Here is a 17,609-nt window from a genome sequence, read left to right as displayed (position 1 = left end):
AAGATTACAAGTTAGTTAAATATTCAAAAACTACATCTGTGGGCATGCCTACTACATTGGTATAAGAACCTTCTATTTTGGCTATGCCTACTAATCCGATCCATTCCTGAATACCATAGGCACCGGCTTTATCAAATGGTTTGTAATGGTCCAAATAAAACTTAATCATTTCCTCCGAAAGTGCTTTGAAAGTAACTTTAGTTACCTCAAAAACCGTGTCTGTTTTTAGATTGGTTTTAAAACAAACTGAAGTAATCACTTCGTGTGTTTTACCGGACATGGCTTTCAACATTGCAAAGGCGTCTTCATAATCTTTTGGTTTGCCCAAAGCTTTGTTTTCAAACCATACAATAGTATCACTGGTTATTAAAACTTCATTATTTTGGAGCAAACCTTCAAAAGCATTGGCTTTTAGCAGGGCTAAATAATTGGTAATTTCGACACCTTGCAGATGATCAGGGTAAATTTCTGCTACTTCTTTTAACCTGATTTCAAAATCGAAATGCAAGTCTTTCAAAAACTGTTGCCTTCTGGGTGATCCAGAAGCTAAAATGATTTTATGACTACAAAATTGATTACCCATTTAATTTAATGTTGTAGGTAATGACCAAAATAGACAATATTCCGAAGAAGATAACGTATTTCAAGATTTTACTCAATAAACTGAAATCTTCTTTATTTTCGGCATTCCAAATTTTTATCAAGAAGAAAACCATTGGTCCAACCACTGCTACTAAGCAATAAATAACCGCAGGATAAAGATGGTTTTCCATCAGGTTATTATTGATATACCACAGCAACAAAACTGTAGCCAATAACGCCATTGCAAAAATAACTTTGGCTGTTTTTTTAACTCCAATTATTACCGCCAAAGTTCTCAAACCTTCAGCATTATCTCCTTCGATATCTTCAGCATCCTTAACAATTTCTCGGATTAAATTAATCACAAAGGCAAAAATAGAGTAGTCCAAAAGGATAGACAATATAAGTTTCATTTTGGCCCAAAGTTCAACATCAGCATAGCCCATCATCGGTAAAACATCAAACATACCAACCACTATAACCGACAGAGATAAAACCAAAGCTACAACTACATTACCTATCACAGCTATTTGTTTTAAACTGGTAGCATACAAATAAAGCAGGGCAGAACTAATAATGAAAACTCCGAAAAACGAGGTCTTGTTTACTAAATCGGCCAAATAATATCCTATCAACATTCCGGCAATATTGAAACCGAAATAGAGGTTATAAGCGAAATCTTCCGAAATGCTTTGCCCTACAATCACTTTACCCGGACGATTAATGAGATCGGTTTCCTGATCCATAATGTCGTTTATTATGTAACCGGCCGCTGCAATGAATAGCGTTGCTAAAACCAATAATCCGTATTGCCAATCGTTTAGTGTCAGCGTTACATTTTGGAGCTTTAAAAACCCATATCTTAAAATGAGTTGTAGTAAAGCAATGAGTAATAAATTTTGGTATCTGAAGAGTTTTAAAAATTTCATAAAGAGCATTTAAGTCAATCTGGTTTGGGCATTTAGTCGTGTTTTCCGTTGTAATACATGTGCCATTTGTTTTGGGCTTTCATTACTTGTTCAATCACTTCCCGAACAGCACCTTTTCCACCATTTTTGTGTGAAATGTATTTGGATATCGCTTTGATTTCCGGACTGGCATCTTGCGGACAAGTTGGCAATCCTACGAGTTGCATGACGTGGAAATCCGGAATGTCATCGCCCATGTATAAAACTTCTTCAGGCTTGATATTATGCAACTCAACATATTCTTTGAATGTCGCTACTTTATCCGGTGAAGCCAAATGAATATCGTTTATCCCTAAATTCTTGAGTCGGATGCGAACACCTTCGTTATTGCCGCCGGAAATAATACAAACATTGTAGCAGCTTTCAATGGCAGCTTTCATCGCAAAGCCATCACGAATATTCATAATTCTCAACATTTCTCCATTAGGTGTCACATGAACCGAACCATCGGTTAAAACACCGTCAACATCAAAAATGAAGGTGGTGATGTGATTCATGATTTCTTTATAACTTTTTTCCATGATCGATTATAGATTTGGTCAGCAATTTATAGATTTCTTTTTGGTTTTCATCTGTTAAAAACGCCAGATGCTTGTTAATGGTTTGGATGTCATTTCTCTTGGCCGGGCCGGTTTGTGCCTCAGCCGGAGTCAGTGTAATAATTTTTTGAGCCGTTTCCTGAATGAGTGGTTTTAAAATGTCAAATGGCAATTGGTTTGCTTCGCAAATTTCATGACCAATTTGGTACAAATGATTGGTAAAATTACAAACAAAGACTGCGGCCGTATGCAACGCTTTTCTTTGTTCGGAATTGACGTTGTAACAATAATCAGAAATTGATTTTGCCACAGTTTCCAAGGTTTTATAATCTGCCGGATTGGTCGCTTCTATACACATAGGCACCAAACGATAATCCAAAGCTTTTGATTTAGAAAACGTTTGTAACGGATAAAACACACCACTTCGATTTTTGGAATCTAAAGCCGAAACACCAACACTTCCGGAAGTATGAACAACCAAATGATTTTCCAAAGGAATTTGTTGGGAAACCATCTCAATGGCATCATCTGAGACAGCAATAATAATAACATCAACGCTTTTGAGTTGGGACCAGTTATCAATTATTTCGGTATTGGGTAAAACAGTTTCTATCGATTTTATACTTCGGGCAAATACTTGAACAACTTTAACTTCCGAAGTTTTACCGAAAGCTTTGAGTAAATGATGTGCTATATTTCCCGAACCAATAACAGAAACTTGTATCATGTGGCAAAATTATTGAAAATTACGTTTACAATTCCCATTTTAAAACAAAGAAATACACAAGTCTTAAAAATGTATTAAAACCCCAAATTTCTCCATCAAATATCTATTTATTTACGCTATTTTTGTAGCACTTTTTTAAAAATTCAATTCCAACTCATGGAAAAAAAATTATACGCTTTTTTATCTTCCACACGTTTAATGGCTTTTTTGTTTATTGCTTTTGCCGCGGCTATGGCTGCCGGAACATTCATAGAAAGCTATTACAACACTGATACAGCCAGAATCATGATTTACAATGCTTGGTGGTTTGAGGCCATTATGCTGTTTTTTATGATCAATTTTATCGGCAACATCAAACGATACCAATTGTACAAAAAAGAAAAATGGGCTACGTTGTTGCTGCATTTGTCTTTCATTTTCATCATAGCCGGTGCTTTTATCACCAGATACATCAGTTATGAAGGCATGATGCCGATTAGAGAAGGTGCTACTTCCAATCAGGTGTATTCTGAGAAGTGCTACTTGACTGTTTTTGTAGATGGTGATTACAAAGGCAAAATGATGCGTCGCATTTTTGAAGAACCACTACTGCTATCTCCGGTTACAAATAATTATTTTTCTATCAATGAAAAGTTTGCTGATATTCCATTCGAGATTGAATACCAAAATTTTATATTAGATGCCAAAGAAGTTATTAAAGATGATCCGAAAGGCGATACTTATCTGAAATTAGTAGAATCGGGCGACGGCACACGTCACGAACACATGCTCAAAGCCGGCGAAGTACAAAACATCCACAATGTTTTATTCGCCTTAGACAAGCCAACACCGGGAGCCATCAATATTGATACTAAAAACAACACCATCACGGCTCCGTTTGAAGGTCAGTTCATGAGAATGGCCGACAAGTTACAAGGTAAAGTGGCTAAAGATGTGGCACAACCTTTAATGTACCGCTCGTTGTACAATCTTGGCGGCAGTCAATTTGTAATTCCGGAATTGCCTAAAAAAGGAACCAAGTCCTACCAATCCAGTGGTGATTTTAAAGCCAAGAAAGGCGAGGATGCCTTAGTGCTAAAAGTGAAAACCGGAGGCAAAGAAGAGACCATCACTTTAGTGGGTTCTAAAGGCAAACAAGGTGAACCTAAGGCTTTTAAATTAGGCAATTTAGAGTTTACTTTTACTTATGGTTCTAAAGTATACGAGTTGCCATTCAGTTTAAAACTCAACGATTTTATCGCTCAAAAATATCCGGGGACGGAAAAAAGTTTTTCTTCATTTGAAAGTCAGGTTACCTTAATCGATAGCAATGAAAAGAATGACCACCGCATTTACATGAACCACATTCTAGACCACAAAGGATACCGCTTTTTTCAAGCATCTTTCGATCCGGACGAAAAAGGAACAGTACTTTCGGTTAACCACGATTTCTGGGGTACCAATATTACTTATATAGGTTACTATTTGCTGTATTTCTGTATGATGGCAATTTTATTTACTAAAAATACTCGTTTTGCCGACTTAAAGAAAAAGCTGGCTAATGTGAAAAAGAAAAAATCCCAAGTGGCTGCTCTTTTCTTTTTGTTATTTTCTTTAAACGGTTGGGCCCAACACGGTTCACACCAACAAGCATTACCCACCGAAAAGCAAATCGATTCTATCATCAATAAATACAAAGTTTCTGAAAAGCATGCGGCGCAATTCGGCCGATTGATTATTCAAGACGATGGCGGACGTATGAAGCCTATCAATACGTTTTCATCCGAACTGTTGCGTAAGGTCAGCAAAAGCGATACTTACAAAGGATTGAATTCCGACCAAGCATTTTTATCGATGACACAGTTTCCGACGGTTTGGTTTGAAACACCGTTGATTTACATCAAAAAAGGCAACGACAGTATTCGCAAGATTATCGGAATCGAACCGAATGCCAAATATGCTACATTCCGTTCGTTCTTTGATGAAAGAGGCAATTATAAATTGTCGCCTTATTTAGACGATGCATACAAAGCGGCAACGCCCAATCAGTTTGAGAAAGATTTTATTGAAACGGATAAAAAAGTGAATTTGTTAAATTCGGCTTTAAGCGGTAAAATCCTCAGAATCTTCCCGGTGCCGAATGACCCAAACAACAAATGGGTTTCGTTTTTAGAAATTAATCACGCCACCGGAACTTCATTAGACACTATCAAAAGTGCTTTGCCTGTGTATTTAGATGCGTTGATGAAGGCTTCAGACAGTAAAGATTACACTCGTGCCAACACTTATTTGGTTGGAATAGAGGATTATCAAAAAGTTTACGGTAAAGCTGTAAGACCTTCAGACGATAAAATTGATTATGAGATTCTGTATAACAAATACGATGTATTTAAAAACTTGTTTTGGTTATACATGTTGGCCGGATGCTTGATGTTAACCTTGGTAATCATCAACATATTCTTCGACAAAAAAGTACTGCGCTTTGCTATTAATCTTTTCCATATTTTCATAGGATTATTATTTGCTTTACACACTTTAGGACTTATAGCACGCTGGTACATTTCCGGTCACGCGCCTTGGAGTGATGCTTATGAGAGTATGATTTATGTAGCTTGGGCCACGATGTTTTTCACATTGGCTTTTGATGTCAAATCAAAATTAACCGTTGCCTCCGGAACATTCGTAGCCTCCATGATTTTGATGATTGCGCATTGGAATTGGATGGATCCGGCCATTGCCAACTTACAACCGGTTTTAAATTCGTATTGGTTAATGATACACGTGGCAGTTATTGTGGCGAGTTACGGTCCGTTTACTTTAGCGATGGTTTTAGGAATAGTTTCCCTCTTGTTGATGTTGTTTTTGAACGATAAAAACAAAGCGAAAATGGATCTCAATATCAAGGAAATCACCTACATCAACGAAATGGCGCTAACTATCGGTTTAGTAATGTTAACTATTGGAAACTTTTTAGGCGGTCAGTGGGCCAATGAAAGTTGGGGAAGATATTGGGGCTGGGATCCGAAAGAAACTTGGGCTTTAATCAGTATCATGATTTATGCTTTTGTAATTCACGCTCGTTTTGTACCGGCTTTGCGTGGGAAATGGGTTTACAATGTAATGGCTGTGTTTGCTTTCTACTCGATATTAATGACGTATTTCGGTGTTAATTTTTATTTGACAGGGTTACACTCTTATGCCAGCGGTGATAAAGTAGTAACACCTTCGTTTGTGTATTATTCGGTTGCCATAATTTCAGTATTAGCAGTGTTGTCTTATTTCAAGCACAAGAAGTATTTGAGCAAATAAAAAATACCGCAAATTCACGAATTAAACAATTGGCGAATTTGCGGTAATTTTTTTTGGGCTTTTTTAAAAGCTAAGTTACACTTTTCCTAAAGTATATAATTTTTCCAGCGTTGGTGACTTGCTTCCGCCTGCCGGTTCTAAAGTGATACCGAAGGCTTCGGCACCTGAATTGTTGGCCACTTTAAACAGGGAATTGTCTGCTGTATAATTCTCTAACAAACCAATGCTTGTAGGCGTTAACGGATTGAGTTTTAAAGCCCAAACTTGGTACACCATACCTTCAGGCGGTTCCGGCAAACCGGCGGCATCTACGTAAACCGCTTGTAGCTCTTTGTTCCAATATACTTTAGCCGAAGCTGTAGGGTCTATAGCTTGACCGGCCAAAGGAATTATACTTGTTTTAGTATCTCTGATTACATTTAAAACTGTTGAAGTTTCTTTGTTCTTCGATTCTAATTCGACTACTGTTTGTTCCAATTTTGATTTTTGACTTTCAATCAATTGGATTTGGTTTTGGGTGTTGCTCAGTTTGTTGTATTGAAATCCGATGCCAATTAACAAGGCTACTGCGGCTGCCCAACCAATGTAAGTTGCCGTGTTGCTTCTCGATTTCAAGTCAACTACTTTACCGTGTTTTAATTCCAACTGTGATTTTATCTTCTCAAACTGACTGTGCGATATAAAAGGAGCAAAACTGCTCGACAAATTGATGATGGCTTTTTCGATAGACTCTATCTCGGCTTTAACTTCCGGATGCTTATTAGCCATCGCATTCACCTTATCGTTTTCTTCTTCAGTCAGCAAACCATAAACATACAGTTCTAAAATGCCTGATTCTAAATATTCTTTTGTTTCCATTATACTTTCAAAAAATTTCTAAGGTCGTTCATACACATTCTGTTTTGGGTTTTTACAGTACCCAATGGGATTTCCAATTCTTCAGAGGCTTCTTGCTGTGTATAACCTTTAAAAAAGAGTAAGTCGATAATTTGAATACATTTCGGTTTGAGTTTTTTTACGAACTCTAAAATCCCGATAGTATCAATTCGGTAGGTTAGTTTGCTATTGTCATCCAACAGATGTACGAAATTATCAGCCGAGAGGTTTTTTTGACTGTTGTTAAATCCTTTAGAACGCAATTTGTCTATGGCTGTGTTTCGGGTAATATTCAACATCCAAGTATACAATCGTCCTTTGCTTTGATTGTAGGTTTCGATATTCTTCCAAATCTTGACAAATACCTCTTGGAGCACATCTTCGGCTTCTTCTTGGTCTTTTATCAAATTAGTAATTACGCTGAACAAACTCTTCGAGTACATGTCATACAACGCCGTGAAAGCCCTTTCTTCCTTCCTCAAAAGCAAGGGCAATAATTCTTCTTGTGTCATACCTAATTTTTTATAATCGTAAATTTAACGAAAGTATTTCCATTTCTGCCAATAATTTATCGGATAAATAGTCATCTTCTTAAATCCAAATCAATTATGGTTGCGTATATAACAACAGGGAAATCAAATTAGACATTTGGTTTAGGTTTTTTGTTTTGATAGCAGCATAATTTTTTTGTTATGTTTGTTGAAAGCCCAATGATAATTATTGTTGGGCTTTTTAATTAATAAAACTTTAGGAATTGTATAACAAGAAGCTACTTAATAATGAGTAATTTTATAAAAAATTAACGGTATGAAAAACTATTTACTTTTGGCTTGCAGTGCTATGCTGCTTTGGAGCTGTCAAAACAATGCTCAAACGAAATCCGTTGCAGTTAATACTAACACTAATACTACTATGTCTACAATAAACTCGGGTGAATCCATTCACCAATTCAAAGTGACCGATTTATATGGAAACGAGTTCGATTTTTCGAGCTTAAAAGGAAAGAAAATCTTAATTGTAAATACTGCTTCGGAATGTGGTTTGACACCGCAATACAAAGATTTGGAAGCCATTTACAGCAAGTATAAGGACAAAAATTTTGTGATTGTTGGGTTTCCTGCTAATAATTTTGGGGCTCAAGAACCGGGAACCAATCAGGAGATAGCTCAGTTTTGCAAAATGAATTACGGCGTTACTTTTCCTATGATGGCTAAAATATCGGTTAAAGGTAATGACATGCATCCGCTATACCAATTTCTGACACAAAAAAGCAAAAACGGTTTACAAGACAGTGAAGTAGAGTGGAATTTTCAGAAATACCTATTGGATGAAAATGGCCGTTTGGTAAAAATGCTTTCTCCGAGAGTATTGCCTACAGACGACAGTATAGTGTCGTGGATTAATGGGAAATAGGAATAACATTCAGTTTAAAAATACAGTAACCCGGTGAAGAAATTCATCGGGTTTTTACTTTAAAAACATCGACAAACTTCACGTGCCACGTGGTTTAAAGATTTTTTTTTCCGTTTAACGATTTTAAAACGTTAGCTTAACAATACTTCTTAGTTTTGAAATGAATATCAAATACCACAATGATAATTTATGAAAAATAACATCTTCAATCCACTATACCGAGAAGATTATATTGAAGGTTACTCTAACGGTTCAAATCCACACCTAAAGTTGGTGGAAGACAAAAGTGAAGCATACAACTTTGGTTTTGAGCAAGGCAGAGCTGATTATGAACGAATGAACGGAAAAATAGCTTATGGTATACCACAACTGATTGTAACCAATAAAGTGCTGGAAGACTTTCTATTGGCCGGCATGTTGGGCATGGATATCGATTCTGACGGTTATAATTCCTTTCAGATTGATGTAATCCAAAAATGGTATCAAAGTGGTGTAGAAAAATATGATCCGAGCCAAAGCAGTTATCTGCTCTCTATTTTAGAGGAGAATGGCATAGAATTAGCCTGACAAATACCCCTGAATATTTGATAAAGACTGATGGTAACATCGGTCTTTATTTTTTATTCCAACATGAGTTGCATGATTTGTGAATGAAGCCAACGGTTGAATTTGAATCCGGTTTCCTTCAAAACAGCTACAGTTTTAAAACCAAATTGTTCGTGAAAGGCAACACTGCTTTGATTTTCAGAATCGATTACGGCTATCATAGTGTGCAATTTATTAGTCTTGGCTAAATCGATTAAATTTTGCATAATGATTTTGCCAATGCCTTTTCCATGGTAATCATTACTCACATAAACAGAATGTTCTACGGTAAACCGATAAGCTTCACGGAAACGAAACTCACTGTAATAGCCAAAACCAACTACTTTATTGTCTGCTTCAGCAACTATAACCGGAAATCCTTTGTCAATTTTTTCCTGAAAAACAGCTTGCTGTTGAGATACTGTTCGGGGATGATAATCGTATAAAGCAGTAGAATGAAGGATGTTGTAATTGATAATGTCAACTATGGCTTGACAATCTTCAATTTGGTATGGTCTGATTTTGATTTCCATGGCATTAAAGTATTTCCAAAAGTAATAAAACTAAGCTAATGTGTTGAAAAACTTATGCAAGTTTGTACATTTGTATTACTTAAAAAACGACAATGCTTTACCCTAAAATACCTTTGGCCCAAAGCATCATTGAAATTTGTAATGCCAAAGGAGTTCACGATATCATCATTTCTCCCGGTTCAAGAAATGCACCGCTTACGATTGGTTTTAGCAACCATCCTGATTTTAATTGTTACAGTATTGTTGACGAGCGTTGTGCAGGCTTTTTTGCCTTAGGAATTGCCCAGCAAAAGCAAAAACCGGTAGCGGTAGTTTGTACTTCGGGTTCGGCTTTGCTCAATTATTATCCGGCTTTGGCCGAAGCATTTTACAGCCAGATTCCGTTTATTGTTATTTCAGCCGACAGACCACATGACAAAATAGATATAGGCGATGGTCAAACGATTCGACAAGAAAATGTTTTCCTGAATCATTCTCTATACAATGCCAATTTGCTGGAGGAAGCTTCTGAAGAAAATGATGTATTTATTAATGAAGCCATCAACGTGGCCATTGTGCACAAAGGTCCGGTTCACATTAATGTACCTTTCGAAGAACCTTTGTATCAAACTACTAACAAATTATCCGTTGATGTTAACGTAACAGGACTTTTTAAATCAGAATCAGCTGTTAGGGTGGAAGACATTATTGCTTTTTCTACGCTGTGGAATTATAGTCAAAAAATACTGGTTTTGGTTGGTGAATGTAAGCCGAATGCTATCGACCAGCAATGGATAGATGAATTAGCCTCGCATCCTTCAGTTTTGGTGCTTACGGAAACGACTTCCAATTTGCACCACCACAGTTTTATCAACAATATAGATACATTGATAACGCCTTTTACAGATAAAGATTTTGCAGAATTACAGCCAAGAATTTTAATTACGTTTGGCGGAATGATAGTTTCAAAACGTATCAAAGCGTTCTTAAGAAAATACAAACCCAGACATCATTGGCACATAGATGAATTGAGAGCGTATGACACTTTTGGGATTTTGACCAAACATTTTATGGTTTCTCCCAATCAGTTTTTCAAACAGTTTTTACCCCACGTAAAACAAGTTGACAGCCAATATAAAACTGTATTTCTGCAAATTCGTGAGCAAAGAAAAATGAAGCACGATGAATATTTATCCAAAGTGCCTTTCTCCGATTTAAAAGCTTTTGAAAGCATACTGTCAACTTTACCGCGCAATACACAATTGCAAATCAGCAACAGTTCGGCCATACGTTATGCGCAATTGTTTGATATTGATGATTCCATTCAAGTTTTTTGTAATCGCGGGACCAGTGGTATCGACGGTAGCACTTCTACCGCCATTGGCGCCGCAGTTGCCAGTAAATTGCAAACTACTTTAATTACCGGCGATATTGGTTTTTTGTACGACAGCAATGCGCTTTGGAACAATTATATACCGAAGCATTTCAAAATTATTCTAATCAATAACGGCGGTGGCGGTATTTTCAGAATCTTGCCGGGTCATCAGGAAAACGAAACCTTCCATACTTATTTCGAAACTTCACATTGTTTGACTGCTGAACATTTGGCCAAAATGTATCAATTTGATTATATCACTGCCGCTGATGGAGAAACTTTGAAAAAAGGTTTGAAACAATTATTTGACCATAACGACCAACCTGTGATATTGGAAGTTTTCACACCAACACGCGACAATAATAAACTGTTGTTGGACTATTTTAAAGCTTTGGTGTAATTTCATATCTTTACTAAAACCGACAGTACTGTGAGCCATACCAATAAATTAAAAATTTTTAACGACCCGATTTACGGATTTATCACCATACCGAATTCGTTGATTTACGATTTAGTACAACATCCGTATTTCCAGCGATTGCGACGCATTTCCCAAATGGGATTGTCCTACTTGGTCTATCCCGGTGCGCATCATACCCGTTTTCATCACGCCCTTGGTGCCATGCACATGATGCAAAAAGCCGTTGAAGTATTGCGTTTTAAAGGTGTTACTATCTCTAAAGAGGAAGAAAACGCGCTTTATATTGCGATTCTTTTACATGATATTGGTCACGGTCCGTTTTCCCATGCCATGGAACACAGCATAGTGGAAGAAGTGAATCACGAATCGATTTCACTGTTATTTATGAATCGGTTAAATCAAGAATTTAACGGACAATTGGGCTTAGCCATACAAGTTTTTAAAGGCGAATACCATCGCAAGTTTATGTTACAGTTGATTTCCAGTCAACTCGATATGGACCGGATGGATTATTTGAAAAGAGATAGCTTTTATTCGGGCGTAGCAGAAGGAAATATCAATTCCGATCGATTAATTCAAATGATGAATGTAGTGGATGATGTTTTGGTGATGGAAGAAAAAGGCATTTATTCAATCGAAAAATTCTTAATGGCGCGCCGATTAATGTATTGGCAAGCTTATTTGCATAAGACGAGTTTGGTGGCCGAATTGACATTGACCAAGACACTGCAAAGAGCCAAAGAATTGCTTCAGAAAGGAACGGTTGTCGAATGCAGTCGTCCGCTAAAATACTTTATGGTACACAAAGTTACTCTTGAAAATTTTTCGACTAAAGATTTAGATACTTTTGCACAATTGGATGATTTTGATATTATTAGCGCATTAAAAGATTGGCAATATCATGAAGATTTTATTTTGAGTAGTTTGAGTAAAATGATTATTAATCGTGACTTATCAAAGGTGAAGCTTAATAGTGAAAAATTCCCATCGGAGGTATTACAGGAAATGTCTGCCCAATTTGCCCAAACGAATCAATTGAGTTTGCAAGATACCAAGTACTTTATCTTCAAAGGAAAAATTAAAAACCAGGCCTACAGTAAGGATGCGGAACCAATTCGAATCCTTAAAAAAGACCGAACCATTGAAGATGTAGTGGAAGCATCCGATCAGTTGAATTTGAAAGCCTTATCGAAACCGGTGACCAAATATTTTATTTGCTATCCAAAACAACTTGCGGAAATTTAACATTAAAATTGTTTTTTTTATACTTTTGTCGCAATGAAACCAGCTATTACTCTTTTGATGCAATTACCAAAAAATGGCGATAGTGACTTTCATCTTGAGTTCATTTATAATAACCAATACTAGATGAAGTTTACAGCAGCTCAAATAGCAGGAATTTTGGAAGGCGAAGTAGTGGGAAATCCCAACGCCGAGGTATTCAAGTTGTCTAAAATTGAAGAGGGAACAGAAGGTTCTTTGACTTTTTTAGCCAATCCTAAATATGTCAATTATATCTATTCAACTAACGCCACTATCACCATAGTCAACTCGACTTTTGAACCGGAAAGTGATTTAAAAACCACGCTGATTAAAGTAGAAGATGCTTACCAATCGTTTTCCAAATTATTAGAATACTACAACCAAGTTAAGTTAATGAAATCAGGCATCGAGCAACCTTCGGTGATTTCTGAAAATGTTACTTACGGTGAAAACCTCTATCTTGGAAGTTTCTGTTACATTGGTAAAAATGTAGTGATTGGTAAAAATGTGAAGATTTACCCGAATTCATTTATAGGTGATAACGTAACTATAGGTGACGACTGTATTTTCTTTGCCGGTGTGCGTATTTATTCAGAATCAGTAATTGGGAATAATTGCGTTATCCACTCGGGAACCATTATCGGTTCAGACGGTTTTGGATTCGCACCACAAGAAGACGGCACCTACAACAAAGTGCCCCAAATTGGTAATGTAATTCTGGAAGACAATGTTGAAGTTGGTTCTTGCACCACAATAGACAGAGCAACTTTAGGTTCTACTATCATCAGAAAAGGAGTGAAACTCGACAACCAAATTCAGATTGCACACAATGTGGAAATTGGTGAGAACACTGTAATTGCCGCTCAAACCGGTGTAGCAGGTTCTACTAAAATCGGTAAAAACTGTATGATTGGAGGTCAGGTTGGTATAGCCGGACATTTGACCATCGGTAATAATGTAAGAGTTCAGGCGCAATCGGGGATAGGTAGAAATATTCCGGATGGCGAAACCCTACAAGGTTCTCCGTCTTTCAATTACAGCGATTGGAACAAGTCGTATGTACATTTCAGAAACTTGCCGAAAATTGTAGCAGAAATAGAAGAATTAAAGAAAAACAAGCCTAATTCGTAATCGAAGTTTCGGTCGCGAATTCGTTATAAACTAAACTAAAAAAAGCATACCAATGGTTAAACAAAAAACCATCCAAAACGAAATTTCTTTAACCGGCGTAGGTTTACACACCGGAAAAGAAGTAAAAATGACCTTCAAACCCGCGCCCGTAAATAACGGTTACACTTTTGTTAGGGTTGATTTAGAAGGTTGCCCAATTATTGAAGCCGATGCCAATTACGTGGTAAATACCCAAAGAGGAACCAACCTTGAGAAGTTAGGAGTTAAAATCCAAACCTCTGAGCACGTCTTAGCAGCATTTGTAGGTTGTGATATTGATAATGTAATCATCGAATTAAACGAATCTGAACCGCCTATCATGGATGGTTCATCAAAATATTTTGTTGAAGCCATTGAAAAAGCCGGTATTGTTGAACAAGATGCTGAGAGAAATTACTATGTAGTTAAAGAAGTGATTTCTTTTATGGATGAAACTACAGGAAGTGAAATACTCGTGATGCCTGCCGATGATTACCAAGTGACTACTATGGTGGATTTTGGCACTAAAGTTTTAGGAACTCAAAACGCCACACTAAAGAACATAGCCGATTTCAAAACGGAAATATCCGATGCGCGTACTTTTAGTTTCTTACATGAATTAGAAACCTTGTTGGATAATGGTTTAATTAAGGGAGGCGACTTAAACAATGCTATTGTTTATGTAGATAAAGAAATCTCCGAAAAAACCATGAACAACTTGAAAGTGGCTTTTGGCAAAGAAAAGATTTCCGTGAAACCTAATGGAATTTTAGACAACTTAACGTTGCATTACCCTAACGAAGCAGCGCGTCACAAGTTGTTGGATGTGATAGGTGATTTGGCTTTAATCGGTACCCGTATTAAAGGAAAAGTAATTGCTAACAAACCGGGACATTATGTAAACACTCAGTTTGCCAAAAAATTATCCAAGATTATCAAGATAGAACAACGCAATCAAATTCCGGTGTACGATTTACACAAGGAACCTTTGATGGACGTGAATAAAATTATGGCCATGTTGCCACACCGTCCGCCATTCTTATTGGTAGACAAAATTTTGGAAATGTCAGACAATCACGTGGTAGGTTTGAAAAACGTAACCATGAACGAGGACTTTTTCGTAGGTCACTTTCCGGGCGCACCGGTAATGCCGGGAGTTTTAATTGTTGAAGCTATGGCGCAAACGGGAGGAATTTTAATTTTAAGTTCGGTTCCTGATCCGGAGAACTACCTGACGTATTTTATGAAAATTGACAATGTAAAATTCAAGCATAAAGTTTTGCCGGGCGATACCTTGGTGTTTAAATGTGATTTAATTTCGCCTATCAGAAGAGGTATTTGTCACATGCAAGCCAATGCCTATGCCAACGGGAAATTAGTAGCTGAAGCTGAATTAATGGCGCAAATTGCCAAAAAAAATTAAATAGTTATTTATGAATCAACCATTAGCCTATGTACATCCCGGAGCGAAAATCGCCAAGAATGTAGTAATAGAACCATTTACAACCATCCACAATAATGTTATCATCGGAGAAGGAACTTGGATAGGTTCTAACGTAACCATTATGGAAGGTGCGCGCATCGGTAAAAACTGCAACATCTTTCCGGGTGCTGTTATTGCTGCTGTTCCTCAGGATTTAAAATTTGGCGGGGAAGATTCCTTAGCCATTATTGGCGATAATTCAACTATCCGTGAATGTGTAACCATCAATCGTGGTACCATTGCTTCAGGACAAACAGTTATAGGAAAAAATTGTTTAGTAATGGCAACCGCTCACATAGCTCACGACTGTCATATTGGTGACAATGCCATTATTGTAAACGGCGTAGCATTGGCCGGCCATGTGACTGTTGGTAATTATGCCATCATTGGAGGTTTGGCTGCAATCCATCAATTCATACACATTGGTGACCACGCTATGATTTCCGGAGGTTCTTTGGTTCGTAAAGATGTACCGCCTTATACCAAAGCGGCAAAAGAACCGCTTTCTTATGTGGGAATTAACTCTGTAGGCTTAAGACGACGCGGATTTACTTCAGAAAAAATCAGAGAGATTCAAGATATTTACAGAATACTTTATCAAAAAAATTATAATACCTCTCAAGCTATGGCTATCATTGAAGCCGAAATGGAAGCCACACCGGAGCGAGATGAGATTTTGGATTTCATCAGAAATTCATCCAGAGGAATTATGAAAGGATATTCTGGTTCCTATTAAAAAAGTTCATGATTGTTTAAAGGGTTAAACAGGTTTCACATTTCAAAACTATCTTCTAAACTATTTTGAACAAACTTAAACACTAAAACGAATAAATTTAACAATAAACATATAATAAAATGGCATCTACAGCAGATATTAGAAACGGATTATGCATTAAGTTCAACCACGATATTTATAAAATTATCGAGTTTCTTCACGTTAAACCGGGTAAAGGTCCGGCTTTCGTTAGAACCAAATTGAAAAGTTTAACCAACGGAAAAGTTTTGGATAATACTTTTTCTGCTGGACACAAAATTGATGTAGTTCGTGTAGAAACACATACTTTCCAATATTTATATGCTGAAGGAAATGATTTCCACTTCATGAATACTGAAACTTACGAGCAAATTACCTTAAGTAGAGACGTATTAGATGCTCCTGATTTGTTAAAAGAAGGTACTAACGTGATGGTGCAAATCAATACCGAAACAGATATGCCGTTGTCGGTAGATATGCCGGCTTCTATCATTTTGGAAGTAACATATACTGAGCCGGGTGTTAAAGGGAATACTGCTACCAATGCCACTAAACCGGCAAAAGTAGAAACCGGAGCGGCTGTAAACGTTCCGTTATTTATCAATGAAGGTGACAAAATCAAAATTGATACTGCTACCGGTAAATACATGGAAAGAGTGTAATTCATTTGAAGATTACATGATTTGAAGACTGTTGTTTTCATTTTCAAATTATCAAATCTTCAAATCTTCAAATCGAAATATGAAGTTTCCCAAAATCCATACATTAAAAGAGATTGCTGCTATCATTGGTTGCCCATATGTTGGTCCCGATGATTTTGCTGTACAAGGAATGAACGAAATTCACGTGGTTGAGCCGGGTGATATTGTTTTTGTAGATCACCCGAAATATTACGACAAGGCATTGCAATCGGCCGCTACTATTGTTTTAATCAACAAAGAGGTAGCTTGTCCTGAAGGAAAAGCCTTGTTGATTTCAGACGATCCTTTCAGAGATTTTAATGTATTAACCAAACATTTTCGTCCGTTTGTGGCTGCCAATGTCAGTATATCAACTTCGGCAACAATAGGAGAGGAAACAATTATTCAACCCAATTGTTTTATTGGGAATAATGTTACTATTGGTAAAAACTGTTTGTTGCATGCCAATGTGATTGTTTATGACAATACTGTAATTGGTGATAATGTGATTATTCATTCCGGTACGGTGTTAGGAGCTGATGCTTTTTATTACAAAAAGCGTCCGGAAGGTTTTGACCAATTACTTTCAGGCGGTAGAGTAATTATTGAGGATAATGTTGGAATAGGAGCGCTTTGTACCATTGATAAAGGCGTTACCGGAGACACAACCATCGGAGCCGGTACTAAAATAGACAACCAAGTACACGTAGGTCATGATACCGTAATAGGAAAGAAATGTTTGATTGCTTCTCAAACGGGTATTGCAGGTTGTGTGGTTATTGAGGACGAAGTTACCCTTTGGGGACAAGTTGGTACTACCAGCGGAATTACTATCGGAGCCAAAGCAGTAGTGTTAGGACAAACCGGAGTGACTAAATCAATAGAAGGCGGTAAAAGCTATTTTGGTACACCGGTAGAAGAATCTCGAGAAAAATTAAAACAATTGGCCAACGTTAAACGTATCCCTGATATTTTAAACAAATTGAAATAAGCT

The 17,609-nt window shown here is 37.0% G+C and carries 17 protein-coding genes; 10 read left to right on the top strand and 7 right to left on the bottom strand.

The window, feature by feature from the left end:
* Positions 1–4: 4 nt before the first annotated feature.
* Genes ACJG85_RS09960 through ACJG85_RS09945 form a run of 4 tightly spaced genes read right to left on the bottom strand, consistent with a single transcriptional unit; the run spans position 5 to position 2,816 of the window.
* A complete protein-coding gene (locus tag ACJG85_RS09960) occupies positions 5–583 on the bottom strand; it encodes a Maf-like protein (RefSeq protein ID WP_409680030.1) in 579 nt (192 codons plus the stop codon).
* Positions 576–1,511, bottom strand: a complete 936-nt coding sequence (locus ACJG85_RS09955; RefSeq protein ID WP_412463957.1) for a geranylgeranylglycerol-phosphate geranylgeranyltransferase — start codon at positions 1,509–1,511, stop codon at positions 576–578. The genes ACJG85_RS09960 and ACJG85_RS09955 overlap by 8 nt, the downstream gene beginning before the upstream one ends.
* Before the next feature lie 32 nt (positions 1,512–1,543).
* A complete protein-coding gene (locus tag ACJG85_RS09950; RefSeq protein ID WP_412463956.1) occupies positions 1,544–2,071 on the bottom strand; it encodes a KdsC family phosphatase in 528 nt (175 codons plus the stop codon).
* Positions 2,055–2,816 (bottom strand): Rossmann-like and DUF2520 domain-containing protein, encoded by a 762-nt coding sequence (locus ACJG85_RS09945; protein WP_412476323.1) that lies wholly within the window; start codon positions 2,814–2,816, stop codon positions 2,055–2,057. The genes ACJG85_RS09950 and ACJG85_RS09945 overlap by 17 nt, the downstream gene beginning before the upstream one ends.
* A gap of 156 nt (positions 2,817–2,972) precedes the next feature.
* Between ACJG85_RS09945 and ccsA the strand changes: the two genes are divergently transcribed.
* Complete coding sequence (gene ccsA / locus ACJG85_RS09940; RefSeq protein WP_412476322.1) at positions 2,973–6,104, top strand: cytochrome c biogenesis protein; 3,132 nt, start codon at positions 2,973–2,975, stop codon at positions 6,102–6,104.
* Positions 6,105–6,179: 75 nt separating this feature from the next.
* Here the strand turns inward: ccsA and ACJG85_RS09935 are convergent, their stop codons facing one another.
* Positions 6,180–6,962 (bottom strand): anti-sigma factor, encoded by a 783-nt coding sequence (locus ACJG85_RS09935; RefSeq protein ID WP_412476321.1) that lies wholly within the window; start codon positions 6,960–6,962, stop codon positions 6,180–6,182.
* Positions 6,962–7,492 (bottom strand): RNA polymerase sigma factor, encoded by a 531-nt coding sequence (locus ACJG85_RS09930; protein WP_412463952.1) that lies wholly within the window; start codon positions 7,490–7,492, stop codon positions 6,962–6,964. The genes ACJG85_RS09935 and ACJG85_RS09930 overlap by 1 nt, the downstream gene beginning before the upstream one ends.
* Positions 7,493–7,787: 295 nt before the next feature.
* On the opposite strand from ACJG85_RS09930, the gene ACJG85_RS09925 reads away from it, so the two are divergent.
* Both ACJG85_RS09925 and ACJG85_RS09920 read left to right on the top strand, forming a co-directional pair.
* Positions 7,788–8,393: a glutathione peroxidase gene (locus tag ACJG85_RS09925; protein ID WP_412476320.1), complete on the top strand. Its 606-nt coding sequence runs from the start codon at positions 7,788–7,790 to the stop codon at positions 8,391–8,393.
* A gap of 189 nt (positions 8,394–8,582) precedes the next feature.
* On the top strand, positions 8,583–8,960 hold the full coding sequence (locus ACJG85_RS09920) for a hypothetical protein (RefSeq protein WP_409680054.1): 378 nt from the start codon (positions 8,583–8,585) through the stop codon (positions 8,958–8,960).
* A 53-nt stretch (positions 8,961–9,013) separates the two neighbouring features.
* Here ACJG85_RS09920 and ACJG85_RS09915 read toward each other — a convergent pair whose 3' ends face one another.
* Positions 9,014–9,511, bottom strand: a complete 498-nt coding sequence (locus tag ACJG85_RS09915) for a GNAT family N-acetyltransferase (RefSeq protein ID WP_412476319.1) — start codon at positions 9,509–9,511, stop codon at positions 9,014–9,016.
* A gap of 92 nt (positions 9,512–9,603) precedes the next feature.
* Here ACJG85_RS09915 and menD point away from each other — a divergent pair, with 92 nt between their 5' ends.
* The 7 genes from menD to ACJG85_RS09880 all read left to right on the top strand — a co-directional run bounded on the left by menD (position 9,604) and on the right by ACJG85_RS09880 (position 17,606).
* The gene (gene menD / locus ACJG85_RS09910; protein WP_412476318.1) at positions 9,604–11,265 is read left to right on the top strand and encodes a 2-succinyl-5-enolpyruvyl-6-hydroxy-3-cyclohexene-1-carboxylic-acid synthase; all 1,662 of its coding nucleotides are present in this window, start codon (positions 9,604–9,606) and stop codon (positions 11,263–11,265) included.
* A gap of 30 nt (positions 11,266–11,295) precedes the next feature.
* Positions 11,296–12,531: an HD domain-containing protein gene (locus ACJG85_RS09905; RefSeq protein ID WP_412476317.1), complete on the top strand. Its 1,236-nt coding sequence runs from the start codon at positions 11,296–11,298 to the stop codon at positions 12,529–12,531.
* Between the two features lie 123 nt (positions 12,532–12,654).
* Positions 12,655–13,680, top strand: a complete 1,026-nt coding sequence (gene lpxD / locus ACJG85_RS09900; protein ID WP_409680065.1) for a UDP-3-O-(3-hydroxymyristoyl)glucosamine N-acyltransferase — start codon at positions 12,655–12,657, stop codon at positions 13,678–13,680.
* A gap of 52 nt (positions 13,681–13,732) precedes the next feature.
* The gene (locus ACJG85_RS09895) at positions 13,733–15,121 is read left to right on the top strand and encodes a bifunctional UDP-3-O-[3-hydroxymyristoyl] N-acetylglucosamine deacetylase/3-hydroxyacyl-ACP dehydratase (protein WP_409680068.1); all 1,389 of its coding nucleotides are present in this window, start codon (positions 13,733–13,735) and stop codon (positions 15,119–15,121) included.
* A 10-nt stretch (positions 15,122–15,131) separates the two neighbouring features.
* The gene (gene lpxA / locus ACJG85_RS09890; protein WP_409680071.1) at positions 15,132–15,917 is read left to right on the top strand and encodes an acyl-ACP--UDP-N-acetylglucosamine O-acyltransferase; all 786 of its coding nucleotides are present in this window, start codon (positions 15,132–15,134) and stop codon (positions 15,915–15,917) included.
* Between the two features lie 119 nt (positions 15,918–16,036).
* Entirely contained in the window at positions 16,037–16,597 is a 561-nt protein-coding gene (gene efp, locus ACJG85_RS09885; RefSeq protein ID WP_409680074.1) for an elongation factor P, read from the top strand.
* Between the two features lie 79 nt (positions 16,598–16,676).
* Positions 16,677–17,606, top strand: coding sequence for a UDP-3-O-(3-hydroxymyristoyl)glucosamine N-acyltransferase (locus ACJG85_RS09880; RefSeq protein ID WP_412476316.1), 930 nt, complete (start codon positions 16,677–16,679; stop codon positions 17,604–17,606).
* Positions 17,607–17,609: the final 3 nt, after the last annotated feature.

Source organism: Flavobacterium mekongense (assembly GCF_047038255.1).
GTDB classification, from domain to species: domain Bacteria; phylum Bacteroidota; class Bacteroidia; order Flavobacteriales; family Flavobacteriaceae; genus Flavobacterium; species Flavobacterium mekongense.
Note: the sequence above shows the minus strand (reverse complement) of the source record. Positions and strands in the feature narration are given on the sequence as shown.